Annotated in this window: 24 protein-coding genes, 1 pseudogene and 1 other annotated feature; of the genes and pseudogenes, 21 read left to right on the top strand and 4 right to left on the bottom strand. The window is 39.3% G+C overall.

What is annotated here, in order from left to right; genetic code table 11:
• Positions 1-10: 10 nt before the first annotated feature.
• The 20 genes and pseudogenes from V6C21_RS07610 to V6C21_RS07515 all read left to right on the top strand — a co-directional run bounded on the left by V6C21_RS07610 (position 11) and on the right by V6C21_RS07515 (position 20054).
• Complete coding sequence (locus V6C21_RS07610; protein WP_479268729.1) at positions 11-634, top strand: HAD family hydrolase; 624 nt, start codon at positions 11-13, stop codon at positions 632-634.
• A gap of 803 nt (positions 635-1437) precedes the next feature.
• Positions 1438-1620: a DUF6199 family natural product biosynthesis protein gene (locus V6C21_RS07605; protein ID WP_479268728.1), complete on the top strand. Its 183-nt coding sequence runs from the start codon at positions 1438-1440 to the stop codon at positions 1618-1620.
• A gap of 27 nt (positions 1621-1647) precedes the next feature.
• Positions 1648-1863, top strand: coding sequence for a hypothetical protein (locus V6C21_RS07600; protein ID WP_068558037.1), 216 nt, complete (start codon positions 1648-1650; stop codon positions 1861-1863).
• On the top strand, positions 1847-2161 hold the full coding sequence (locus tag V6C21_RS07595) for a hypothetical protein (RefSeq protein WP_034844800.1): 315 nt from the start codon (positions 1847-1849) through the stop codon (positions 2159-2161). The genes V6C21_RS07600 and V6C21_RS07595 overlap by 17 nt, the downstream gene beginning before the upstream one ends.
• Positions 2162-2235: 74 nt before the next feature.
• Positions 2236-2985 (top strand): class I SAM-dependent methyltransferase, encoded by a 750-nt coding sequence (locus tag V6C21_RS07590; RefSeq protein WP_479268727.1) that lies wholly within the window; start codon positions 2236-2238, stop codon positions 2983-2985.
• Positions 2986-3657: 672 nt separating this feature from the next.
• Positions 3658-3906: a binding site (T-box leader), on the top strand.
• A 99-nt stretch (positions 3907-4005) separates the two neighbouring features.
• Positions 4006-4158 (top strand): thiamine pyrophosphate-binding protein, encoded by a 153-nt coding sequence (locus V6C21_RS07585; RefSeq protein WP_084228910.1) that lies wholly within the window; start codon positions 4006-4008, stop codon positions 4156-4158.
• Between the two features lie 120 nt (positions 4159-4278).
• Complete coding sequence (gene ilvN / locus V6C21_RS07580) at positions 4279-4785, top strand: acetolactate synthase small subunit (RefSeq protein ID WP_045085511.1); 507 nt, start codon at positions 4279-4281, stop codon at positions 4783-4785.
• A 10-nt stretch (positions 4786-4795) separates the two neighbouring features.
• A complete protein-coding gene (ilvC, locus tag V6C21_RS07575; RefSeq protein WP_479268726.1) occupies positions 4796-5785 on the top strand; it encodes a ketol-acid reductoisomerase in 990 nt (329 codons plus the stop codon).
• A 39-nt stretch (positions 5786-5824) separates the two neighbouring features.
• Positions 5825-7360 (top strand): 2-isopropylmalate synthase, encoded by a 1536-nt coding sequence (locus V6C21_RS07570; protein WP_479268725.1) that lies wholly within the window; start codon positions 5825-5827, stop codon positions 7358-7360.
• Between the two features lie 26 nt (positions 7361-7386).
• Positions 7387-8979 (top strand): citramalate synthase, encoded by a 1593-nt coding sequence (gene cimA, locus V6C21_RS07565; RefSeq protein WP_479268724.1) that lies wholly within the window; start codon positions 7387-7389, stop codon positions 8977-8979.
• Between the two features lie 16 nt (positions 8980-8995).
• Positions 8996-10267: a 3-isopropylmalate dehydratase large subunit gene (gene leuC, locus V6C21_RS07560; protein WP_479268723.1), complete on the top strand. Its 1272-nt coding sequence runs from the start codon at positions 8996-8998 to the stop codon at positions 10265-10267.
• 89 nt (positions 10268-10356) lie between these two features.
• Positions 10357-10857 (top strand): 3-isopropylmalate dehydratase small subunit, encoded by a 501-nt coding sequence (leuD, locus tag V6C21_RS07555; protein WP_479268722.1) that lies wholly within the window; start codon positions 10357-10359, stop codon positions 10855-10857.
• A 27-nt stretch (positions 10858-10884) separates the two neighbouring features.
• The gene (leuB, locus tag V6C21_RS07550) at positions 10885-11961 is read left to right on the top strand and encodes a 3-isopropylmalate dehydrogenase (protein WP_479268721.1); all 1077 of its coding nucleotides are present in this window, start codon (positions 10885-10887) and stop codon (positions 11959-11961) included.
• 212 nt (positions 11962-12173) lie between these two features.
• A complete protein-coding gene (gene ilvD / locus V6C21_RS07545) occupies positions 12174-13835 on the top strand; it encodes a dihydroxy-acid dehydratase (protein WP_479268720.1) in 1662 nt (553 codons plus the stop codon).
• A gap of 40 nt (positions 13836-13875) precedes the next feature.
• Positions 13876-15555 carry a biosynthetic-type acetolactate synthase large subunit gene (ilvB, locus tag V6C21_RS07540; RefSeq protein ID WP_479268719.1) on the top strand — a complete coding sequence of 560 codons (1680 nt, stop codon included), beginning with the start codon at positions 13876-13878 and terminating at the stop codon, positions 15553-15555.
• Between the two features lie 989 nt (positions 15556-16544).
• Entirely contained in the window at positions 16545-16943 is a 399-nt protein-coding gene (locus V6C21_RS07535) for an ArsR/SmtB family transcription factor (RefSeq protein WP_479268718.1), read from the top strand.
• Positions 16944-17096: 153 nt separating this feature from the next.
• Positions 17097-18134: pseudogene (gene arsB, locus V6C21_RS07530) on the top strand (ACR3 family arsenite efflux transporter).
• A 24-nt stretch (positions 18135-18158) separates the two neighbouring features.
• Entirely contained in the window at positions 18159-18560 is a 402-nt protein-coding gene (locus V6C21_RS07525; RefSeq protein ID WP_479268717.1) for an arsenate reductase ArsC, read from the top strand.
• 108 nt (positions 18561-18668) lie between these two features.
• Positions 18669-19739: a permease gene (locus V6C21_RS07520; RefSeq protein WP_479268716.1), complete on the top strand. Its 1071-nt coding sequence runs from the start codon at positions 18669-18671 to the stop codon at positions 19737-19739.
• 24 nt (positions 19740-19763) lie between these two features.
• Positions 19764-20054 (top strand): hypothetical protein, encoded by a 291-nt coding sequence (locus V6C21_RS07515; protein WP_479268715.1) that lies wholly within the window; start codon positions 19764-19766, stop codon positions 20052-20054.
• A 708-nt stretch (positions 20055-20762) separates the two neighbouring features.
• Here the strand turns inward: V6C21_RS07515 and V6C21_RS07510 are convergent.
• The 3 genes from V6C21_RS07510 to V6C21_RS07500 form a co-directional block, all read right to left on the bottom strand.
• Positions 20763-20960, bottom strand: a complete 198-nt coding sequence (locus V6C21_RS07510; protein WP_479268714.1) for a hypothetical protein — start codon at positions 20958-20960, stop codon at positions 20763-20765.
• 173 nt (positions 20961-21133) lie between these two features.
• Positions 21134-21349 (bottom strand): hypothetical protein, encoded by a 216-nt coding sequence (locus tag V6C21_RS07505; RefSeq protein ID WP_479268713.1) that lies wholly within the window; start codon positions 21347-21349, stop codon positions 21134-21136.
• An 89-nt stretch (positions 21350-21438) separates the two neighbouring features.
• Positions 21439-22632, bottom strand: a complete 1194-nt coding sequence (locus tag V6C21_RS07500) for a toprim domain-containing protein (protein WP_479268712.1) — start codon at positions 22630-22632, stop codon at positions 21439-21441.
• 546 nt (positions 22633-23178) lie between these two features.
• On the opposite strand from V6C21_RS07500, the gene V6C21_RS07495 reads away from it, so the two are divergent.
• A complete protein-coding gene (locus tag V6C21_RS07495; RefSeq protein WP_463210016.1) occupies positions 23179-23466 on the top strand; it encodes a stage V sporulation protein S in 288 nt (95 codons plus the stop codon).
• Between the two features lie 234 nt (positions 23467-23700).
• Here the strand turns inward: V6C21_RS07495 and V6C21_RS07490 are convergent, their stop codons facing one another.
• Positions 23701-23946, bottom strand: coding sequence for a helix-turn-helix domain-containing protein (locus tag V6C21_RS07490; protein ID WP_463210014.1), 246 nt, complete (start codon positions 23944-23946; stop codon positions 23701-23703).
• Positions 23947-24083 lie beyond the last annotated feature (137 nt).

Below are 24083 nucleotides of genomic sequence, written 5' to 3'. Positions count from 1 at the left end.
AGGTAATCTCATGAACGCGGATGCATTAATTTTTGATATGGATGGAACCCTATGGGATTCTTCCGAGACTGTTGCCGCCTCATGGAATGAAGTGTTGGCGGATTACGGAGTCACGGAACCACTGACAGCGGAGAAGTTAAAGACATTAATGGGTAAACAATTACCACAGATTGGAAAAGAATTATTTCCAAATATGGAAACCGAAGAATGTATTCAGCTTATTCAAAAATGCTGTGACCACGAACAGGAAGTAATAAAAAAGCGCGGCGGAAAACTTTATGATGGACTGGAAGAAACATTAAAAAGTCTTTCGTCGCACATGAAACTGTTTATAGTCAGTAACTGTCAAGAAGGATATATTGAAGCATTTTTTGAATTTCACAAGTTAGACAAATATTTTAATGATTATCAATGTGCAGGCTTGGCCGGAAAAACCAAAGGTGAGAATATCATTGATATAATAAGCCGCAACAATATAAAAAGCGCGTATTATGTCGGTGATACTCAAATTGATTATGAAGCAACACGAAAGGCATGTATTCCGTTTATTTATGCTTCATATGGTTTCGGCGAAGTCACAAATTACGAATACAAAATCAGCGCGATAACAGATCTGACAGAAATGTTTAAATAACTTTCAACGCTGAATCAGTTCTGTTAATCTGCTGACCATTTTCACACAATATACTCCAAATGTATAACCAAAAAAAACTCGTGTCACAAATAAAAAAGTTGTGTTAAAAATAAAAAAGTCATGTTAAAAGTCATGGTGAAAATAGGGTAGAAAGCCTTATTGGAGCCATGATTTTTATTTTAGGATTGTTAGGGTTAAGGGGCAAGGTATAAGGTTAAAAGTATTGATTTTATTGGATTTGAATAGAGTATTGATAAAAGATATTGATAAAAACTTTCCCCTTTTCCCTTGAACCTTATCCCTATTTATGACACGACTTTTTTATCTAAAATCGGGCTAAAAGTAGGAAGAAAATAGGAGATAGGCATAAGGGAAATGGGTGTTTTTTGACATGACTTTTTTATGTGGATGAGATTGGAAAAATAGGGTTGAGAATAGATGGGACAAGTGGTTGAGGGGGATGGGAATTTGACATGAATTTTTATGTGTATACATAGTTAGGATTAAGTTTTATTCTAAAAAGGGTAAAGAGGTAAGGGTGGAGAATAAAAAACTTGTGTTAAAAATAATAAAGTCACATCAAATAGATAATAAAGTTATGTTAAGATTTTAATCACATAATTATAGTTAAAGGTTAAAAGCCCTTTTCTTTTAATGATAGAAGAATAATTACAAAAATAAAAATATACTGTCATAAAAAATATACTATCAAAAGGAGCAAAACTTGTTTAATTGAAAATGAAGTTATGTTATATTAAGGTCATAATAGTATTATAGTGCGAAATAATGAAGGAGAACATTATATGATGATATTGTTGAGCATTTTTATTTTAATTATAGGGATTATCATGTTGATTAGTCCAGATACATGGTGGCAAATTACAGAATCATGGAAATCATATGCCGCAGCAGAACCTTCAGATTTTTATATAAAAATAACTCGTGTTGTAGGCGTTTTTTTTCAATTGTTGGAGTTGGCGGCATAATAGTTTTTTTGTTATTACCATAAATATATGGAAAATTATAATGCTGTGAAAAATGATTTTAATGAAATACCAGAACTTGATGACCCGAAATGGAATCATAATAACTGTTATTTCAAACAATTCATGAAACTTATCTTAGATAATGTTAATACTTACCTTAACATCGGCTGCGGTAAAGGTGAACTCTCATTTATGCTGTCCAAAAAATCTAAAAGGGGGATATGTTATGATTGGTTTGCTTAATCTTGGTAGCCTAGTGCTTGGAGTAGTTGCCTGGATACTTCCTGTTGTCAATCTTATGCGATATAAGAATCAGGGCAACAGAAATTGGGCTTTTCTTTCTATTATGAGCATCAGCGCTTGTGCTATTTCACTATGTTTACAGATTCTTTATGGCTACCATCTAGTAAAGATTGAGGACTGGTCTGCTCTTATGGACACTACTGGTGCTGCGGCGTTTGCCGCTATTATTCTTCTCACTGTTACTATCATATTAAATGCAATTACTCTGATTGCATATCGAGACAAAACGTCAAAGTAGGAGGATAGGGTGTTTTTGTTTGCATATAACTTGAAATGAAAAGAAGAACAAATAGATAGAAAGGGAAATTTATAATGAAACAAAACAAATACGATGATGACACCTTTTTTAATAAATATAGTAATATGGATAGGTCGAAAAATGGTCTTGAAGGTGCGGGGGAGTGGCATGAACTGAAAAATATGCTGCCTGACTTCAAAGATAAAAGGGTTTTGGATTTAGGCTGCGGGTTTGGATGGCATTGTCGCTATGCTGTAGAGAACGGTGCCAGGTCAGTAATTGGAATTGATATTTCACAAAAAATGTTAAGTGAAGCAAAGAGTAAAACAAAGTGTGGAAATATCGAGTATATCTGTATGCCAATAGAAGACATAGATTTTCCTGAAGAATCCTTAGATGTTGTTATCAGTTCCCTGGCGCTTCACTATGTTAAATCCTTTGAGGATGTATTAGTCAGAGTATATAAATGCCTTTCAAGGGGTGGAGATTTTATATTTTCTGTAGAGCATCCCATTTTTACTGCCCAAGGCCCTCAGGATTGGTATTATGATGATAAGGGCAATATTCTGCATTGGCCAGTTGACCATTATTTCACAGAAGGCATTCGCAATGCTAAATTTCTAGGTGAGGAAGTTATTAAATATCATCGGACACTTACTACATACTTAAACAGTCTCATAAAAATAGGCTTTGAAATAACAGGTGTTGTCGAACCAAAGCCTGCAGAAAATATGCTCAACACAGTACCTGGGATGCGGGATGAACTGCGCCGGCCGATGATGCTGCTTGTGTCAGCAAGAAAGAAGTTAATACTCCAAAACTAAAAAATAATACAACAGACTTGCAAGATCCAAGCTGAATAACATAGTTTTTCGGCACTTTCCCGGTTAATTTGCATAAAAACGGGGCTGTATCTGACGTCGATAATCTCGGCGTTTTGATACAGCCCCGTTTTTATTCTCAATGGAGCAAATAACAGAACTATATAACTAAAATAAACTCCACTCCATGATAATAAAGTTGACTCTATAAAAATAAAGTCCATTCCAAAATTCCGTAGTAGATGCAGGAGAAATCCTGAACGGCTGCGGGGTTTGCTTTTTTTACAGGGGAAGGGGCTAAGGTGTAGGGGCTAAGGTGTAGGGGTTAAGATTGTTAGGGTTAAGTGGTAAGGAATAAGGCTAAAGGCATTGATTTTAAGGGATTGAGAGTAATATATTGATTTAAGGCAATACCTAAGACGCAGGCATCTGGTATACCGAATTACACTTTACATCTTCACAGCCGGGAGGCAAATTGTAATATTTGCCTTTGCAGCTCAGACAATGGACATTAATGAGAAAGAAATTGCTGCTTTGTTATCTGAATATAACTGTAAAAGAACATTCAGTAGCCATTTTCCTTATAAAGTTATATAAAATTATTGAAAAAAAGTGTTGACGTTGATATACCAGATTGATATAATAATACATATCAATAACCTAATAATCCCTATATGAAATGCGATGAAGGAGTCCAGTGTTCCTGTTAAACCGCTTCAGAGAGCCGGTGGTTGGTGTGAACCGGCACGGTTTTGGAGCATGCCTCCCTCCCGAGCAGGTCTTCTGAAATTCGATGGCGAAAAATAGGAAGGCACGGTTAACCCCGTTACAGGTGAAGGTTTGTTAGAACCTCATGAGGTCCTTATCGTGAGATAAGGATAAAAATAGGGTGGTACCGCGTGGAGTGTATCCCTCGCCCCTGTTGTTGTATATAACGACGGGCGCGAGGGTTTTTTTATAACCTTTTTTAACCTAATTTGACTAACTGACAGTATTTCCTGAAAGCTTAGAGCCAATGGCTGACTGCGAAAGGGGGGTGACAAGAGTGAAAACATCTTAAATGTATATGACGCCCTGAGAAGATCAAAGATAAACCACATCATGGTAAGACAGGAGCAGGCTGCTGCTCACAGCGCAAGCGGCTATAAAACGGAAACGCATTTGATATACAGCTAAGTAAAATCTTACAGTCAAGCTTAATCTGAACCAAGTTGAAAATCTTATTAAACATAAAACCTATGAACCTATAAGCCGGCTTAATAAAAATAAACACTTGAAAGCGAAGGGAGTGAGCGCATGAAAAGGCACGTTTTATCTGTACTTGTAGAAAACCAGTCGGGTGTCTTGATCCGCGTATCGGGCTTGTTCAGCCGCAGGGGCTACAATATTGACAGCCTTTCGGTGGGAGAGACCGAAGACCCAAAGGTATCCCGAATGACCATAGTGGTCCGCGGTGACGACCACATACTTGAACAGATAAAAAAACAGCTAAAAAAGCTAATTGACGTCATCAAGGTGGTGGATCTGGATCCTGAGCAGTCGGTATTCAGGGAGCTTGCCTTAATAAAGGTTAAGACCAACATGACCACCCGGGCGTCGGTTATCGAAATTGTTGACATTTTCAGAGCCAATATCGTTGATGTGGCAGCCGATACCCTGACAGTTGAAATGACCGGGGACGAAGCTAAGATTGAAGCATTTATAGCTCTTATGGATTCATACGGCATTGCTGAAATTGTTCGTACCGGCCTTACGGCACTTCAAAGAGGAAATAAAGCAATTAAAAATCTTAATGAGATATAGGAGGATAATTATGGCAAAGTTGTATTATGAAAAGGATTGCAATCTGGAATTATTAAAGGGAAAGACTGTGGCTATTATCGGTTATGGAAGCCAAGGTCATGCACATGCCCTTAACCTTCATGAGTCAGGAGTAAATGTTATAGTTGGACTATATCATGGAAGCAAGTCTTGGAAGCTTGCAGAGGAAGCGGGCCTAAATGTTGCAACCGCTTTTGACGCCGCAAAGCAGGCCGATATTATAATGATTCTTGTTAATGACGAAAAACAGCCCAAACTCTATCAGGAGAGCATTGCTCCCAATCTTTCTGCAGGAAAGAGCCTTGTATTTGCTCATGGCTTTAATATTCACTTTGGTCAGATTGTGCCTCCGTCAGACGTAAATGTATTCATGATTGCTCCCAAGGGGCCCGGACATACTGTAAGAAGCCAGTTCCAGGAGGGTAGAGGTGTTCCGTGCCTTATCGCAGTTCATCAGGATGCAACAGGAAACGCAAAGGACCTTGCATTAGCTTACGCAGCAGGTATAGGCGGTGCAAGAGCAGGAATTCTTGAAACCACCTTCAAGGAAGAGACCGAAACCGATCTATTCGGTGAACAGGCAGTTCTCTGCGGCGGTGTTTGCGAGCTTATCAAGGCAGGCTTTGAAACACTGGTTGAAGCAGGCTATCAGCCCGAAAGCGCATATTTTGAGTGCTTACATGAAATGAAGCTCATTGTTGACCTTATCAATAAAGGCGGATTGAGCTTTATGCGCTACTCAATTTCAGACACAGCCGAATACGGCGATTATGTGACCGGAAAGCGCATAATCACTGAAGAAACCAGAAAAGAAATGAAAAAGGTTCTTAAGGAAATCCAGGACGGAACCTTTGCAAAGAACTGGATACTTGAAAATCAGGCTAACCGCCCGTACTTCAACGCAAGAAGGAAGATGGAGCAGGAAAGCCAGATTGAACAAGTAGGCAGAGAATTAAGAAAGATGATGAGCTGGAACAAATAAAAAACAATTTGTAAGCTTAAACCAGCGGAAAGGAGCATTATGGCAGGACGGATATATATTTTCGATACAACCTTAAGAGACGGTGAGCAGTCTCCCGGTTGCAGCATGAACCTTCAGGAAAAAATTGAGGTTGCAAGGCAATTGGAACGCCTGAAGGTGGATGTCATTGAAGCCGGGTTTGCCATAGCGTCACCGGGTGACTTCCAGTCAGTCAAGGCTATTGCCGAAACCATTAAGGACTGTACTGTGGCAAGCCTTTCAAGAGCAGTGGAAAAGGATATAGACAGGTCGACAGAAGCTTTAAAGGGAGCGGTTAATCCGCGTATTCACACCTTTTTGGCAACATCCGACATACATATGAAATATAAATTAAGGATGACCCCCGACGAAGTTCTGGAACGCACAAAGAAAATGGTTGCCTATGCCAAAAATTATTGCTCTGAAGTGGAATTCTCGGCAGAGGATGCCACAAGAAGCAATCGCGAATTTCTTTGCCGGGTGTTTGAGACGGCAATAAATGCAGGCGCAACTGTTATAAATGTTCCGGATACAGTGGGCTACACCACCCCTGACGAATTCTATGATCTCATTCAGTACCTTAAAAATAATGTTCCCAATATAGATAAGGCCATAATTTCAGTACATTGCCACAATGACCTGGGAATGGCTGTTGCAAATACCCTTGCTGCCGTAAAGGCAGGGGCAACCCAGGTGGAATGCACCATAAACGGCATCGGAGAGCGTGCAGGAAACGCGGCTCTTGAAGAAATCGTCATGGCAATGAAGACCAGAAATGACATGTTCAATACCACATGCCGTGTGGAAACCACCCAAATATACCGTTCATCCAAGCTTATCAGCAGCATTACAGGTGTTTCGGTACAGCCCAACAAGGCCATTGTAGGAGCAAATGCCTTTGCTCATGAGTCAGGCATCCATCAGCATGGAGTATTGGCTGAAAAGAGCACCTATGAAATAATGACACCCGAATCCATAGGGCTTTCCAAAAACACCATGGTTTTAGGCAAGCATTCCGGACGCCATGCATTCGATGATCGCCTGAAAGTTTTGGGCTATACACTTTCCAAGGAAGAGCTGGATGCTGCCTTTGAAAAATTCAAGATTCTGGCTGATAAGAAGAAAGTGGTTCAGGATGCAGACATTGAAGCACTCCTGTCCAATAAGGCCATTGAAATTCCCGAAACCTATAAGCTTGACCGGTTTGTTATAAACACCGGCAATACCATTACAGCTACCGCTAATGTAAGGGTCATCAAGCAAAATGGCGAACCCAAGGTTATAGAAGAGGTAGCAACCGGCGACGGTCCCATTGATGCGGCCTTTAATGCCATTGACAAAATTGTCGGTGTTACATTCAGCCTTGAAGATTATCAGCTAAAGTCGGTAACCGATGGCCAGGATGCCCAGGGTGAAGCCTATGTCAAGCTTCGCCGCGATACCAGGCTCTATACCGGCAAGGGAGTCAGTACCGACGTGTTTGAGGCAAGCGTTCTTTCCTATCTTAATGCAATTAATAAGATGATTTACCAGGAGAAGCTTGAGGAACAGCTGTAAGCATGACAGGAGAGGAGGCAATGCTGATGCAGCAGAAAGTTGACATATTTGATTCCACTCTACGTGACGGAGCCCAGGCAGAGGGGATATCCTTTTCGGTGGAAGACAAACTTAAAATAGTGAAAGCCCTGGATAACCTGGGAGTTGCATATATTGAGGCGGGAAATCCCGGTTCAAATCCCAAGGATATAGAGTTTTTCAACCGTATGCAGGGCGTTACCCTGAAGAACGCAAAGCTGGTCGCCTTTGGCAGCACAAGGCGCAGGGATATAAGTGCCAAGGACGATAAAAACGTAATGTCCCTGTTATCTGCCAACACTCCTGTTGTTGCAATCTTCGGCAAGAGCTGGGATTTTCATGTGACCAATGTTATAAAAACCACCCTTGAGGAAAACCTCAGAATGATTTCCGAAACCATTGCCTTCATGAAGGAAAAAGGAAAAGAAGTGATTTTTGACGCCGAGCATTTCTTTGACGGCTATAAAAGCAATCGTGAATATGCCATGAAGGCTCTTTCGGCAGCGGTGGAAGGCGGAGCCGACTGCCTTGTTCTCTGCGATACCAACGGAGGATGCTTCCCAAGCGAGGTTTACGAGATTGTTAAAACCGTTAAGGAAGCCTTCGGCGATGTGCAAATAGGCATACACACCCATAATGACGGGGGCATGGCTGTTGCCAATTCCATCATGGCGGTGGAGGCAGGAGCAACCCATGTTCAGGGTACCTATATAGGCTTTGGCGAAAGGTGCGGAAATGCAAATTTAAGTACTATAATTCCAAACCTGCAGCTTAAAAAGAATATAATGTGCATACCGCAAGAACAGCTTGTAAACTTAACCTTTACCGCCAGAAAGATTGCCGAAATTGCCAACATAACCTTAAGTGAACGGGAGCCCTATGTAGGAAACAGCGCCTTTGCTCATAAGGGAGGCATGCATATTGACGGTGTCTGCAAAGCTTCAAGCTCCTTTGAGCATATTGATCCATCCCTTGTAGGCAATAAGCGCAGATTCTTGATGTCCGAGGTGGCGGGAAGAAATACTATCCTTGACAAAATCCGTGAGATTAATCCGTCCATCAGTAAGGAGTCACGTGAGGCCGAAGAAATCATTAACCGTCTTAAAGAGCTTGAGCATCAGGGATATCAGTTTGAGGGAGCTGAAAGCACCTTTGAACTGGTAATAAGAAAGCAGCTTGGAAAATACAAGCCCTTCTTTGAGCTTGAGACTTTCAAGCTCATGACAGAGCAGCCAAGCCAGACAGGACCATCAGCATCAGCCCTTATTAAGGTTAAGGTGGACGGTAGATCCGAAATTACCGCCGCAGAAGGGAACGGTCCTGTGCATGCTCTTGACAGGGCGTTAAGAAAAGCTCTTGAAGTCTTTTATCCTGAACTGTCACATGTGCACCTGACCGACTTTAAAGTGCGCGTCATTGACTCCAATAAGGCCACTGCGGCAAAGGTTCGAGTATTAATTGAATCAACGGATGGAGAATCGGTATGGACCACCGTAGGTGTATCCACCGACATAATAGAAGCAAGCTGGATAGCCCTTGTGGATTCAATAGAATATAAGCTGTTAAAAGAACTTGAAAAGAAGATAAAAGTTTATTTATGACAGGGGGAAATTTAAAATGGGTATGACAATGTCGCAGAAAATTCTCGCGGCTCACGCAGGTCTTGACAAGGTTGAGCCGGGACAATTAATCGAAGCACAACTGGACCTGGTGCTGGGAAATGATATCACCACTCCTGTCGCAGTTAAGGAGTTTGAAAAGACCGGATTTACAAGGGTTTTTGATAAAAGCAAGGTTGCAATTGTACCAGACCATTTTACACCCAACAAAGACATTAAAGCTGCAGAGCAGTGCAAAATGATCCGCTGTTTTGCAAAGAAAATGGATATTGAAAACTATTTTGAGATAGGCGAAATGGGAATTGAGCACTGCCTTATTCCTGAAAAGGGTCTGGCAGTACCCGGGGACCTTATTATAGGTGCTGACTCCCACACCTGTACATACGGAGCTTTAGGCGCATTCTCAACAGGTATCGGCAGCACTGACATGGCTGCCGGCATGGCTACCGGAAAGTGCTGGTTCAAGGTACCCTCTGCCATAAAGTTTGTTCTGAAGGGCAAGCCTCAAGGTTGGGCATCCGGAAAGGACGTTATTTTGCACATCATTGGCATGATAGGTGTGGACGGTGCCCTTTACAAATCCATGGAGTTTGTAGGGGACGGGGTTAAGAACCTGACCATGGACGACCGCTTCACAATGGCAAACATGGCAATAGAAGCAGGTGCCAAGAACGGCATATTCATTGTGGATGATATAACCCTTGATTATGTGAAGAAACACTCCACAAAGCCATTTACTGTATATGAGCCTGACCCTGACGCAGTTTATGATGAGGTTTATGAGATTGATTTGGGAGAGATTAGGCCAACAGTTGCCTTCCCGCATCTTCCTGACAATACAAGGACCATTGATGAAGTCGGGGAAGTTGAAATTGACCAGGTAGTAATCGGCTCCTGCACAAATGGCCGTATGGAAGATTTAAGGGCTGCCGCAAGAATCCTTAAAGGCAACAAGGTAAAGAAAGGGGTAAGGGTTATTGTATTCCCCGGCACCCAGAATATTTATCTTGAAGCTCTGAAAGAGGGTCTTATCCAGGACATGGTTAAAGCGGGTGCTGTAGTATCAACACCTACCTGCGGACCCTGCCTTGGCGGGCACATGGGCATACTTGCCAAGGGGGAAAGAGCCATTTCCACCACCAACCGCAACTTTGTAGGACGTATGGGACACCCGGAATCCGAGGTGTATCTTGCAAGTCCCGCCGTAGCAGCAGCGTCTGCCATAACAGGCAAAATCACTGATCCTGATACCATATTAAAGCGTGATTGAGCAACGCTCCTATAGCATCGGAGGCTTGCTGCCCAAAAGGGTATCCTTAAAGGTTATCCCGGCAGGTTAAATTTTAAGGAGGAGAATTTATGAAAGCAAAAGGCAAGGTTTTTAGATATGGAGATAACGTAGATACTGATGTCATTATACCTGCCCGTTACCTTAATACCTCGGATCCTAAGGAACTGGCACTTCACTGCATGGAGGATATAGATAAGGATTTTGTTAAAAACGTTAAGCCGAGAGACATTATTGTTGCCGGAAGGAACTTTGGCTGCGGCTCATCCCGCGAGCATGCGCCAATATCCATTAAGGCGTCCGGCATATCCTGTGTAATTGCATCAACCTTTGCCCGGATATTCTATCGCAATGCCATTAACATAGGACTTCCAATCCTCGAGTGTGAAGCTGCTGTCGAGGGAATTGAGGCCGGTGATGAGGTTGAGGTTGATTTCGATTCGGGAATCATCAGGAATGTAACAAAGGGAAGCACCTTCAAAGCACAGGCGTTTCCTGAGTTCATGAAAAAAATTATGGCGGCGGATGGTCTTGTAAATTACCTTAAGTCCAAAGCCACAGATGATTTATAAAAATTTCAAAATAGCGGAGGATATCCCATGAACTATAAAATTGCAGTAATTCCCGGTGACGGGATTGGCCCGGAAGTGGTTGAACAGACCATCCGGGTTCTTGATAAAATTGGTTCAATTTACGGTCATACTTTTGAGTATTCCAAATATCTGGCTGGCGGATGCGCCATTGACGCAACAGGCGAACCTCTTCCTGAGGAGACTGTTGAAGGCTGCAGAAACAGCAATGCGGTGCTTCTGGGAGCTGTGGGTGGCCCCAAATGGGATACGCTTCCCGGGGATAAAAGACCTGAAAAAGCTCTTTTGGGCCTTAGAGGCAAGCTTGGGCTTTACGCAAATTTAAGGACGGCTGTACTTAATAAAGAGCTTAAGGATGCATGTCCGTTAAGGCCTGAGATTGTTGGCGACGGAATTGACATAATGGTTGTGCGTGAGCTTACCGGAGGCATTTATTTCGGAGAAAGAGGAATAAGAGAAAACGGAAAAATGGGCCCTGAGGCTTTTGATACCGAAACCTACAGTGTAGGAGAAGTTGAGCGCATAGCCCGCATTGCCTTTGATATAGCTTTAAAGAGAAACCGCAAGGTTACAAGTGTGGACAAGGCAAATATATTGGAAAGCTCAAGGCTCTGGCGTGAGGTTGTTGAAAGGGTTTCAAAAGATTATCCTAATGTTTCCCTTGAGCACATGTACGTTGACAACGCTTCAATGCAGCTTGTAAGAAACCCCAACCAGTTTGACGTAATTGTTACCACCAATATGTTTGGAGATATATTGTCCGATGAGGCAAGCATGATTACAGGCTCAATAGGCATGCTGCCTTCAGCAAGCCTTGGCGAGGGAAGTTTTGGACTCTATGAACCTGTACATGGCTCAGCCCCTGACATTGCGGGTCAGGATAAGGCAAACCCCATTGCCACCATCCTTTCTGCGGCAATGATGCTTAAATATACCCTGAACCTTCCAAAGGAAGCAAAGGCCATTGAACTTGCTGTTGACAGGGTTCTTGAAGAGGGCTACAGAACAGGAGATATTATGAGCCCGGGTAAAACTCTTGTTGGCACAACTAAGATGGGAGAGCTTATAGTAAGCTTCATTGAATAATACAAACATTTTTGGGAGCAAAAACGCAAGACAGCGTTTTCTCCCAAAATGGTCAGCAGCGGTTAATTAATCTTTATAAATAATAATGGGATCTATCATAAAGTAAAAAATCTTTAAACGTGGAAATCCATAAGAAAAGCACTACATTAAATCTTTTTAATACATTTTATATTCAAAATCTAAACCATTGAGTTAAGGAAGGGCGTGAAAATATGCGCAGCCATGCAGTTAAATCAGGTCTTGAGAGGGCTCCTCACAGATCACTTTTAAAATCCCTGGGCCTTACGGATGAAGAAATAAAACGTCCCTTAATTGGTATTGTAAATGCCAAAAGTGAAGTTGTACCGGGGCACATGCACCTTGATAAAATAGGAGAAGCCGTAAAAGCCGGTGTACGTATCGCCGGAGGCACACCCATTGAGTTTCCGTCAATAGGAGTATGCGATGGTATAGCTATGGGGCATATTGGAATGCATTATTCCCTTGCTTCCCGTGAGCTTATTGCAGACAGTGTCGAATCCATGGCGCTTGCTCATGGCTTTGACGGTCTTGTGCTTATACCAAACTGCGATAAGATTGTTCCCGGAATGCTTATGGGAGCGGCTCGCGTTAACATTCCCACCATTGTTGTTAGTGGCGGCCCCATGCTGGCTGGGCGCACCTGCGCAGAGGGAGTAAGCCTTACAAATATGTTTGAGGCCGTTGGAGCGGTCAAGGCCGGGAAAATGACAGAAGAAGAGCTTTCCGACCTTGAAAATACCGCTTGCCCTAGCTGCGGTTCATGTTCCGGTATGTTTACCGCTAACAGCATGAATTGCCTCTGCGAGGCAATAGGTATGGCTCTTCCTGGCAACGGCACAATACCTGCGGTGTATTCTGAAAGGCTTCGCCTTGCAAAAAAGGCAGGCATGAAAATTATGGAGCTTGTTGAAAAGGATATTAAGCCCAGAGATATTCTCACAGAAAAAGCTTTCAAGAATGCCCTTACCGTAGACATGGCACTGGGCTGCAGCACAAACAGCATGCTGCACCTGCCGGCTATAGCTTTCGAGGCTGGAATTCCTTTTGATCTGGATATGGCAAACTCCATCAGCGAAAAGACTCCCAATTTATGCAAGCTTGCTCCTGCAGGAAATCACTTCGTTGAGGACCTTAATGCTGCAGGAGGTATTTCAGCTGTTATGAAAGAGCTGTCCAAAAAGGACCTCATAGAAGAAGACTGCCTTACCGTAACATGCAAAACCATCGGAGAAAACATTAAGAATGCCGAAAACCTTAATACCAAGGTTATCAGGCCAAATGACAACCCTTACTCACAAACTGGAGGCATTGCTGTTCTCAAAGGAAATCTTGCGCCTAAGGGCAGTGTTGTAAAGAGAAGCGCCGTTGCTGAGAATATGCTTGTTCATAAGGGGCCAGCCAGGGTTTTTGATTCTGAAGAAGAAGTTATAAAGGCAATTCTTTCAGGCAGCATCAACAAGGGAGAGGTTGTAGTAATAAGGTATGAAGGTCCTAAGGGAGGACCCGGTATGAGAGAAATGCTCATGCCCACATCAGCTCTTGCCGGAATGGGGCTGGATGCCGATGTAGCATTAATAACCGACGGACGGTTCAGCGGTGCTACAAGAGGAGCCAGCATTGGCCATGTTTCTCCCGAAGCTGCCGAAGGCGGTCCCATTGCCCTTGTTAAAGACGGGGACATTATTTCAATTGATATGAATGCCTGTACCCTTACTCTGGAGGTTTCGGATGAAGAACTGGAAAGAAGAAAAGCAGAGTGGAAATGCCCGCCTCCAAAAGTTAACACAGGATACCTTGCCCGCTATGCGAAAATGGTTACATCAGCAAGCGAAGGGGCGGTATTGAAGATTTAATCCTTAGTTCAACCAAAATAGGCTGCAAGGAGGATTTGACATGCGGATGACAGGTGCTGAAATACTGATTAACTGTCTTTTGGAGCAGGGAGTAGATACCATATTTGGCTTTCCTGGAGGGGCAGTTTTACATATATACGACGCATTATACAAATACCAGGACAAAATAAGGCATATCTTGACTTCCCATGAGCAGGGTGCTGCTCATGCTGCCGACGGCTATGCAAGAGCTTCAGGCAAGGTGGGAGTTTGCCTTGCAACTTCGGGCCCCGGAGCAACAAACCTTGTAACAGGTATTGCAACGGCATATATGGATTCCATACCCATGGTTGCAATTACTGGCAATGTTGCGTCCAACCTCCTTGGAAAGGACAGTTTTCAGGAAGTTGATATTACCGGTATTACCATGCCCATTACAAAACATAATTTTGTAGTGAGGAATGTAAACGATCTTGCAGATATAGTAAGAAAAGCATTTAAAATTGCAAAGGAAGGCCGTCCGGGACCTGTACTTATTGACATACCAAAGGATATAACAGCTCAGTTTGCGGAGTATGAGCCTCAACAGAAGGAAGAGTCTGTGAGATGCATCGGAACCATAAGGGATGAAGATGTTGAAAAAGCTCTGGAGCTTATTAATGAAAGCAAAAAGCCAATTATATATGCAGGCGGAGGAGTGTGTTCCTCCGAAGCTTCCGAGGAGCTTCTGGAACTTGCTGAAAAGCTTAATTCTCCAGTTACATTGAGCCTTATGGGAATGGGAGCATTTCCAGCCACCCACGACCTTTATACGGGAATGGTTGGCATGCATGGCACTAAGACGTCCAATCTTGCCGTTACCCAGTGCGATCTGCTCATTGCCGTAGGGGCTCGGTTCAGCGACAGGGTTATTAGCAGGCTTGACAGGTTTGCTCCCAATGCCAAGATACTTCATATAGATATTGACGAGGCAGAGGTCAATAAAAACGTTATTGCGGAGCACCACATAATCGGGGATGCCAAGGAAGTCTTAAAAAGACTCAATAAAGGTATCGTGACAAAGGATCGTTCCCAGTGGCTGAGATTTATTAAAGACCTGAAACAAAAATACCCTCTCCAATATTCAGGCAACGGTTTATCGCCGCAGTACATACTGAATAAGATTTATGAGCTGACCAATGGGAATGCAATTATTGCCACAGAGGTAGGACAGCATCAGATATGGACTGCCCAGTATTATAAATTTACTAAGCCTCGTTTATTCATAAGCTCCGGAGGCCTTGGAACCATGGGCTTTGGCCTTGGCGCATCTATTGGAGCGTCCATTGCCCGTCCGAGTAAAAAAGTGTTCAATATAGCCGGAGACGGGAGCTTCAGGATGAATCTGAACGAGCTTGCAACTGCGGTTGAGTACAATGTTCCTGTAATTGTGGTTATAATGAATAACCATGCTCTGGGTATGGTTCGCCAGTGGCAGAACATGTTCTATGATGGCAGGTATTCCCAGACTACTCTTGACCGCTGCACAGATTTTGTTAAACTGGCTGAAGCCTTTGGAGCAGTTGGTTTTAACCTGACAGAAGAATCTCAGGTTGAAAGCACTTTAAAAGAGGCTATGAGTCTTGGAAGGCCCGTCGTTATAAACTGCGAGATAGACAGGGATCTTAAGGTATGGCCAATGGTTCCGCCGGGCGCAGCTCTTGAAGAGGTAATAGTTGGCGAGTCGGATATCGGCAATTAAATCCGATAAATTCTTGACAATAAATTTAATCCATCGTTGCAAAGAATGCATGGGGAAATCAAATATATGGGAGAGCGTATCAAGTACGGCCAAGTTTTATGGCAAAACCCGGTATCCCCATCAAAAGCTCTCAAATGAGAGCTTTTTTTCTGGTTTTTGAATAATACTTATTGGAGGTTGTTCTATGTGTATAATTCAAATAAACTCCACTCCGTAATAATAAACTTCGCTCTATAAAAATAAAGTTTGTTCCAAAACCTCGCGGTAGATGCAAGAGAAATCTTGTTTTGCTGCGGGGTTTGCTTTTTTTACAGGGGAAGGGGCTAAGGTGTATGTTAGGGTTAAGGAGTAAGGAATAAGGCTAAAGGCATTGATTTTAAAGGGATTAAGGAGAGTATTGATTATAGTATTGAGAGAAATATTGATACCAGGATTGATAAAAAGATTAGAAAAAGAACATGGGAAAATGCAACCTTATACCTTTTCACTTGCACCTTACCCCTAAAAAGAACCAACTTTATTTTAAAAATTGTTACAAGAATTAAGGAAAACATGTTATTAAATGGGATAAAAATATGAGAAAATAGAGCGGACTTTATTATCTGGAAAGAAATAGGGAAATAGGTTCAAGGCGAGAAGGCATAAGGGTTTGAGGGTGTGGGGGGTGGAGTGGAGTTTATTTTAAATATACATAGTTAGGGGTATGGATTTTTAGGGAAAAGGAATAAGGAAAATGTTTTAGAAATAATAAAGTTGACTCTATGATAATAAAGTTGGTTCTAAAATAATAAAGTTATTCCCAAAATTAGATTTTCACATCGTAGGGGAGGTTTGGGGTATGTTATGGGAACGTATTCTTGAATTATGTGATAAATATAAAAAACATATTTTTTGATTTATAAGATAATGTATTTATTGTTGACAGAGAAATAAATCAAAACTATTATATATATGAGTATAATTGAATATAATCATATGGTGGTGATAAATTGGATTTAATAGAAATCTTTAAAGCGTTGGGAGATGAAAACAGAATTAGAATACTCAATTTGCTAATAAGACAGGAACTCTGTGTGTGCGAGATAGAAACAGTGCTGGATATGACGCAGTCTAATGCTTCAAGACATCTAAATAAATTAAAAACTTCAGGTATTATAACCCGTGAAAAGAAATCTCAATGGGTCTATTACAGAGTAGATAACAAGTTTATTGAAGAAAATAACCTACTGTATGAATTTATTAAAAACAAGATGGCTGAAAATACACAATTGTTAAGAGATATAGAGACACTTAAAAAATATAAAAACAGTAACTTTACATGTGAGCAACTACGGGAAGATAAAAGTCAGGTTCTTAAGTATCTTCGAGAGCAGTGCAATAACAATTAATGAAAATTATTAATAATAGAAAACTGATTTTAGTTATTTTTCTGTAAAAACTTTAAATTAGTCACTATATGATTATAACTGAATATAATCATATAGTAAGAACAAGATAATTTAAATTGATAGGGGGCATAAAACTTGAGTGACAAAGAAACAATGCAAGAAAATAAAGGATTAGGTTTTTTTGAAAAGTACCTTACAGTATGGGTAGCAGTATGCATTATAGTAGGAGTTGCAATAGGACAATTAGTTCCTTCAATCCCTGAAACTTTAAGCAAATTTGAATATGCAAATGTATCAATTCCTGTTGCTATTCTCATATGGCTAATGATTTACCCAATGATGCTGAAAATTGATTTTTCAAGCATTGTCAGGGCAACAAAAAAACCGAAGGGACTAATAGTTACTTGTGTAACAAACTGGCTTATCAAGCCTTTTACAATGTATCTTATTGCAGCGTTTTTCTAGAAAGTAGTGTTCAGTAGGTGGATTGGTCCGGATTTAGCGACAGACTATCTTGCAGGTGCAGTATTATTAGGAGCCGCACCATGTACCACTATGGTATTCGTATGGAGTTATCTGACAAAAGGCGACCCTGCTTATACATTAGTGCAGGTAGCAGTGAATGACCTGATAATATTGTTTGCATTTACACCAATTGTTGCATTCCTATTAGGGGTAAGTAATGTGACCGTTCCTTATGACACGCTGATATTATCAACAATCCTGTTTGTTGTTATTCCATTGGCAGGAGGGTACCTTACTAGAAGGAACATCATTAAACATAAGAGTATAGAGTATTTCGAGAACATTTTTCTCAAGAAATTTGATAATGTAACAATCGTAGGTTTGCTTCTCACTTTAGTAATTATTTTCTCGTTCCAGGGTGAAATAATTTTAAGTAATCCCTTGCATATTATATTAATTGCCATACCATTAATTATCCAGACATTCTTTATATTCTTCATTGCTTATGGATGGGCAAAGATATGGAAACTTCCCCATGATATTGCAGCACCTGCGGGAATGATTGGAGCAAGCAATTTCTTTGAACTTGCAGTTGCAGTGGCAATTTCACTCTTTGGACTGGAATCTGGAGCCGCTCTTGCAACAGTTGTAGGGGTATTGGTTGAAGTCCCGGTCATGCTTACATTGGTCAGGATTGCAAATAGTACAAGGCATTGGTTTCAATAACCTTGTAGAAAAAGGTGGTATCGAATGAAAAAGAAGGTTGCTTTTGTATGTGTCCACAACTCTTGCCGTTCTCAAATGGCAGAAGGTTGGGCAAAGAAGTTGGAAAGTGACGTATTAGAAGCATATTCGGCAGGGACGGAAAAATACCCTGAAGTGAAGCCACTAGCAGTACAGGTAATGGAAGAAGCAGGAGTGGATATGAGTGACCATCATCCGAAACTATTAAGCGATATTCCGGCGGAAGTAGATATATTAATAACGATGGGATGTAATGTAGAATGCCCTTATGTACCATGCCAGCATATAGAAGATTGGGGGCTTAGTGACCCGTCAGGCGGACCAATAGAGGATTACAGAAAAACAAGAGATATAATTAAGGAAAAAGTCGAGGATTTAATACAGAGCGTAAAGAACAATCAGATTTGATAAGCGGTATGTAATTAATCAAAATAAGAGAATTGCAGTGAAGTTGAAAAGTGCAAACATGTTGAAAAATAACTTGAAGTGTGTAAGGGGTAAAGGGGATGTTTTCATATGAACATATTAGCCATGATATTCGGTTGGTTAAATGACCAACTATTAAAAATGAGATGGCTTTCAGAATTGGTAAGACTTCTTGTGGAAAAAGTATTTGGTTTACCTGTTAGCGAAAGGATAGGCGGAAGTATTCACTTTTTTATATACGATACAATTAAAATATTTATATTATTATCACTATTAATATTTGTCATATCCTATATCCAGAGTTATTTTCCGCCAGAGAGGACAAAGAAGATTCTCGGAAAGATAAAAGGCATTAAAGGGAATATACTTGGGGCACTGCTTGGTACGATAACTCCCTTTTGCAGTTGCTCCAGTATACCAATTTTTATAGGTTTTACTTCGGCTGGATTGCCTTTAGGCATAACCTTTTCTTTCTTAATATCTTCGCCAATGGTAGATTTGGCGTCATTAATGTTGTTAATTTCATTTTTCGGTCTTAAAATTGCCATAGCCTATGTTGTAGTAGGCTTAATTTTGGCAGTTATTGGAGGAACTTTAATAGAAAAGTTTAGACTTGAAAAATATGTAGAAGGATATGTAAGGGAAATTGAAAATGTTGATGCGGAAGTGCCTGAAATGACTCGTAAGGAAAGAATATCATATTCAAAGGAACGGGTCAGAGATATTATCAAAAGGGTTTGGCTATATGTATTAATCGGTGTAGGCATAGGGGCGGCTATTCATAACTGGATTCCACAGTCATTCATAGAAAATGTGGTTGGAGGTAATAATCCATTTGCAGTGATGCTTGCTACTGTAGTGGGCATTCCAATGTATGCTGATATATTCGGTACTCTTCCAATAGCCGAAGCGTTATTTGCAAAAGGAGTGGACGTAGGAGGAATTGTTATGAGAAACAGGATTTTATTAGGCCTTGATAATGGTAACAAATGTACAAAAACAAGTGAAGGTTATATTAGCGAATCTGGTTTTACTAAATCTAATACTGAACCAATATCATCAAGCAATCTTTTAATTTATGAAGGTAAATTTTATAGCATAGGAGGCCAGAGGTTAAGTGTTCAAATGGACAAGACAATCAACCAGGATGAATCCTATTAGAGCGAGAACTAAGAAGGTGAGTTTATGGCAATAAAAAGGATAAACCTCTCATTTTCTATGGATAGGGAGGATGATGCTAAGGTATATAACATACTTTCTTTACAAAAGTACAAAACAGATTATGTAATTAAGGCGGTGTTAAGTTATATAGGGGGAAGAGATAAAGGTCTTGATGAGGAAATGATAAAACAGGTAGTGAAAGAAGCAATAAAAGAATGTGGAGAAATTATACTAGAAAACAAAGAGAAAGAAAATAATAGTTGTGACCAACATGAACTACCTGACGACATATTTAATATGTTTGATAATCTATAGGCATAATAAATAGTGGAGTTTAAGACTTTCTGATTTATTCTCGGCTATATATGCAATAAATAAGCAATATATTATAAATTTTGATTAAACTGTTTTTACCCTTTTCTCTTTGTTTTCTATGCCTTAATAAAATGTTCTCAAACGAACTGGAATAAAAAGTTAGGAACTAAAAGGAACTATAATATGAGGATAACTAAAATTAAAGATATACTTCTTTACAAATAATTCTAGGATATGCTATATTTAAAGTGCATTCTGGGGAATGTAGTTGGCAAACGGGCAAAATAGGGGAAGAGATTGCTTTGTTGCGGTTTCTTTCCCTATTTTGTTTTATACAAATTAATTTTTTTCAGGAGCGCAAAGTATAAAATCCGATTTTAGAAACGGTTTCCTTAATTAGAAAATAAGTAAGATAAATTATTAGAATTCAAGCATTTCACATTAAAAACAGAGCAAATGCATAGGTTTTGAACAGGTAAAAGGATTAGAAACGGTTTTAAGGGTTAAGGGGTATAAAAGTGATTCTAAAATTAAAAAATTTAAGTGAATGGGGATTATAGGTTAGAGTACAGGTGGCTTAGAATGAGAAACTGCATAGTAGAATTTAAAGCAATTGAAGAGATTCAATTTTCTTACCCATTATCTTATTAAATAAAAAAGAATAAAAAAGACTTTCCAGTTTTCTTGCTGGAAAGCCTTGTAAGATAATTAGTTAGTAAGCCATTCATCTAAATAAGCAATCATTTGACTTATGCTTGGATATTTTTCTCTAAACTGCTCAGGTGATAGTTCAGGTATTTCTTTTGATAGTTTTGCAAGAAGAGCCTTTGATTCTTCTAGTAAATCCTTCTCACTGTCATAGTTGCATTCATAAACAGTTACTAAAATATCAAGAATGTAATCCAATTTTTGGTATTGAATAGAGTCTTTACCTAACACCTTCTCGACATTACTTAATAGTCCTTTGATTTATGATTTAAGATTCTCATTTTTCATACAGCACCAACTCCTTTCCAAGATTTACAGTATTGTAGGAAAGGATAAACATAAAAGTCAAATATTTTTACAATAAATTTATTCTAAAATGGCATATCTTCAGGTTCAACCAGGATTGGTTTAAAATCTTCGTCTACTAAAGTTGGTGGTGTAAATTTTTCGGGAGAAAAATATTCATCAAGTTCAAACGGAATGCCATTTATTATCTTACCCACTATATTGATAATTTGTTCTCTTGTACATTTCTCATCAATTTCTTTAATTGTATCTATATCAAATTTCTGCTTAAGACGGTACAACTGGGCATCTGAAATGTTCTGTAAAACGGATACATCACAAAAAACCGAATACTATTTTATTAACCCCTCCTTCTCGTAATGAAGTAGAGTTATTGGTTATCATCCTGGATTGCAACAGCGACATCCGTCAAATCCTTTCCTTGCCCGGGAAAGGTGCGGACAATTTTTATTTTTCTAAATCCACTGTTCCATAACTTATAGGCTATTTGGATGCTATTACACTGTCCGATGTTATTATTATCATTATCAAAAAAGAGCAGTACTTCAATTTCACAGCCAAAATAGTGTTTTAACAGATTTATTTGTTCGTCAGTCAGGTTAGATTGACCGGGGGAAACGGCATTAATATATCCTAAGGATATCAGTTTCAGGCAGTCGGCAACACCTTCAGTAACCAATAATTTGGTTACTTTATTATTTTTAATTTCAAACAAATTAAACAAAAACTGTCCTATTGAAAAAGGTTTTATACCATAATACTGATACCCATTATCTTTAGTTTTAAATTCGCCATAGTCAACAATATTTAAGTATTTTGCACTATGTTTACTTTTTTCTTCTCCTTTTTTGTGTGAGGCAAGTCTGCAATGTAGTCCTGCTATTATGCCTGATTTATGGTCTTTGAATGGAAATATTACTCTGTCACTAAGCCCATAAAAATTAGGATGAGTGAGTTTACTTTTGCTTTGTCTGTCAAAATACATAAGTCCATATTTTTCTATAATATCGCCAGAAATATAATACTTTTTATGCATGAAATCCTGCAATTTATCAATTGAATTGAACTGTTCTTTATTTAACAGGATTTCATGCAGCAATATACTGTTTTTTGCGTCTTCTGTCGCTTGTATATAAATATTATGTTCAGCATCTTTCTTCGAAGATGATTCAATAGGAAATTCATTTTTGTTATTCACAGAAGAATTATCTGGTTTTCTCGTTACTGTATTGACCGGTAAAGCAGATTTATCGGGTAATATTGAGATATCATAATAATCCTTAATGTCTAAACTTTTTGTTGCCTCATATCTTTTTATGACTTTCTGCTTTATTTTTTCTCTATAATCACTTATTGAATTAAAAGCAAGGTTCAAATGAGCAAAATGTACTGCAGCAAATATTTTGGCTTCATTAAGAGCATTTGAAGTAAATCCCTGAATTAATGCAACAGGCAAAGCATGTAAAACTTTTTTCGTTATCGTTAAAGATAAATTCTGTTTTATTGGAGGCTCCTTGGTGAAAAGGACAAACACATCGCCAGTGGCCGTACTGATAAGTTGCATTCAGGTTATAAAATTTAACTAAATTTTCCCCAGTTATCTGAGATGATATATAAGTATTCTCTATTTCATTTAGGTAATTATACAGTTGTCCCATTTCGTATTTGATTTTGTTTTCTATAATTAAATTTATATTCATTGCCATCGTCCTTTCATAAAAATTTATCCTCTAATTATAAAATAACACATAAAAATCAAACACCATTTGGCGGTGTATTTAATGATGACGGCATTATATTTGGAAATAAAATAAAATCAAATTTTTAGATAAAAATTTTTCATGAAATGTAACAAAAATTTAATAAAAAAAAGAGCCATGAAAATTTGACAAAAAGTTTTTGGGCTTTATAATAACTCATGTAATGAAGTATTAAACATGTACTTCATTACGAGAAGGAGAGGTTAACCAAATTCCTTCCTTCCGTAATGAAGTATAGGTTTGAAGTATTTTAATTAATACTTCATTACATAAATGTAAGAAACCAAGAAACTTGAAATTATGAGAAATCCCTTCCTATAATGCTTGAAACATTAAGGAGGGATTTTATAATGAGCATACAGGTACTAAAGGTATCGGGTACCAGCAATGTTAATGCAGTTTCAGAGGCTGTAATTAAAAATGTTGTAAGTGATTCTATTGTTCATGTTGATTGCATAGGAGTAAAAGCATCATATACTGTTACAAAGGCTCTCATCCAGGTAACGGAGTATCTTGTAGAAAATTGTTATAAATTTAATATGAGGCCATACTATATAAAGGTTCAGGTAAATGGACAAGATGAAGAACAAAAAATAAAAACGGCTATACGCTGGACACTGATTGCAAAGAAAAAATAATATTTGCCCTTGTATTACCTACGGAAATATGTGATATCAAAGTATACAGCCGAAAGGGGCACACCTTTCTTATACTGGGTTAAAGTATAGAAAGGTGTGTTTTTTATGTTGTGATGAAAAGAGATAAGCAAATAGGGGTGATATGAAAAGAAAAATTGTAAGACAAAGAATAAATGTTGTTAATTTTGTGGGATGCAGGGTATATACTATAATGTTCTGTATTAGAACAAAAACTTATTTATCTAGACCCAATAACCAACTGACACTTACATTTAGCACTTGGGATAAGGCTAAAAGTTCAATATCAGTAATTATTCTTTTGCGCTGTTCAATTTTTGAAATACTTGCTCTGTCAATATAGACGGCAAGTGTTTCGAGTTTAGCCGCAAGTTCCTGTTGTGTCATATTGTTTTTTAGTCTGGCGATTTTAACCCTGGAACCCGCAATATTGCGTTCCTCGGAATCAAGTATTAATTTCATAATAACACCAACCTTATGTTCTTTATTGGAACAGTTGTATTTTATTCTAAATTGTGCAATAATATGTTCTAATAAAGAACAAACAGAAAATTTGGGGGCTAATTATTATGTGTAAGGAAGATAAAAATAAAGAGATA

The organism is [Clostridium] cellulosi (assembly GCF_036762875.1).
Classification (GTDB): domain Bacteria; phylum Bacillota; class Clostridia; order Oscillospirales; family Ethanoligenentaceae; genus Ruminiclostridium_D; species Ruminiclostridium_D cellulosi.
The sequence above is the reverse complement of the archived record's forward strand: the minus strand, read 5'-3'. Positions and strand labels throughout refer to the sequence as shown.

Coding starts and splice junctions, on each gene's coding strand:
- V6C21_RS07610 (WP_479268729.1), top strand. CDS start 11: ATGAACGCGGATGCATTAATTTTTGATATGGATGGAACCCTATGGGAT.
- V6C21_RS07605 (WP_479268728.1), top strand. CDS start 1,438: ATGATGATATTGTTGAGCATTTTTATTTTAATTATAGGGATTATCATG.
- V6C21_RS07600 (WP_068558037.1), top strand. CDS start 1,648: ATGGAAAATTATAATGCTGTGAAAAATGATTTTAATGAAATACCAGAA.
- V6C21_RS07595 (WP_034844800.1), top strand. CDS start 1,847: ATGATTGGTTTGCTTAATCTTGGTAGCCTAGTGCTTGGAGTAGTTGCC.
- V6C21_RS07590 (WP_479268727.1), top strand. CDS start 2,236: ATGAAACAAAACAAATACGATGATGACACCTTTTTTAATAAATATAGT.
- ilvN (WP_045085511.1), top strand. CDS start 4,279: ATGAAAAGGCACGTTTTATCTGTACTTGTAGAAAACCAGTCGGGTGTC.
- ilvC (WP_479268726.1), top strand. CDS start 4,796: ATGGCAAAGTTGTATTATGAAAAGGATTGCAATCTGGAATTATTAAAG.
- V6C21_RS07570 (WP_479268725.1), top strand. CDS start 5,825: ATGGCAGGACGGATATATATTTTCGATACAACCTTAAGAGACGGTGAG.
- cimA (WP_479268724.1), top strand. CDS start 7,387: ATGCAGCAGAAAGTTGACATATTTGATTCCACTCTACGTGACGGAGCC.
- leuC (WP_479268723.1), top strand. CDS start 8,996: ATGGGTATGACAATGTCGCAGAAAATTCTCGCGGCTCACGCAGGTCTT.
- leuD (WP_479268722.1), top strand. CDS start 10,357: ATGAAAGCAAAAGGCAAGGTTTTTAGATATGGAGATAACGTAGATACT.
- leuB (WP_479268721.1), top strand. CDS start 10,885: ATGAACTATAAAATTGCAGTAATTCCCGGTGACGGGATTGGCCCGGAA.
- ilvD (WP_479268720.1), top strand. CDS start 12,174: ATGCGCAGCCATGCAGTTAAATCAGGTCTTGAGAGGGCTCCTCACAGA.
- ilvB (WP_479268719.1), top strand. CDS start 13,876: ATGCGGATGACAGGTGCTGAAATACTGATTAACTGTCTTTTGGAGCAG.
- V6C21_RS07525 (WP_479268717.1), top strand. CDS start 18,159: ATGAAAAAGAAGGTTGCTTTTGTATGTGTCCACAACTCTTGCCGTTCT.
- V6C21_RS07520 (WP_479268716.1), top strand. CDS start 18,669: ATGAACATATTAGCCATGATATTCGGTTGGTTAAATGACCAACTATTA.
- V6C21_RS07515 (WP_479268715.1), top strand. CDS start 19,764: ATGGCAATAAAAAGGATAAACCTCTCATTTTCTATGGATAGGGAGGAT.
- V6C21_RS07500 (WP_479268712.1), bottom strand. CDS start 22,632: ATGCAACTTATCAGTACGGCCACTGGCGATGTGTTTGTCCTTTTCACC.
- V6C21_RS07495 (WP_463210016.1), top strand. CDS start 23,179: ATGAGCATACAGGTACTAAAGGTATCGGGTACCAGCAATGTTAATGCA.
- V6C21_RS07490 (WP_463210014.1), bottom strand. CDS start 23,946: ATGAAATTAATACTTGATTCCGAGGAACGCAATATTGCGGGTTCCAGG.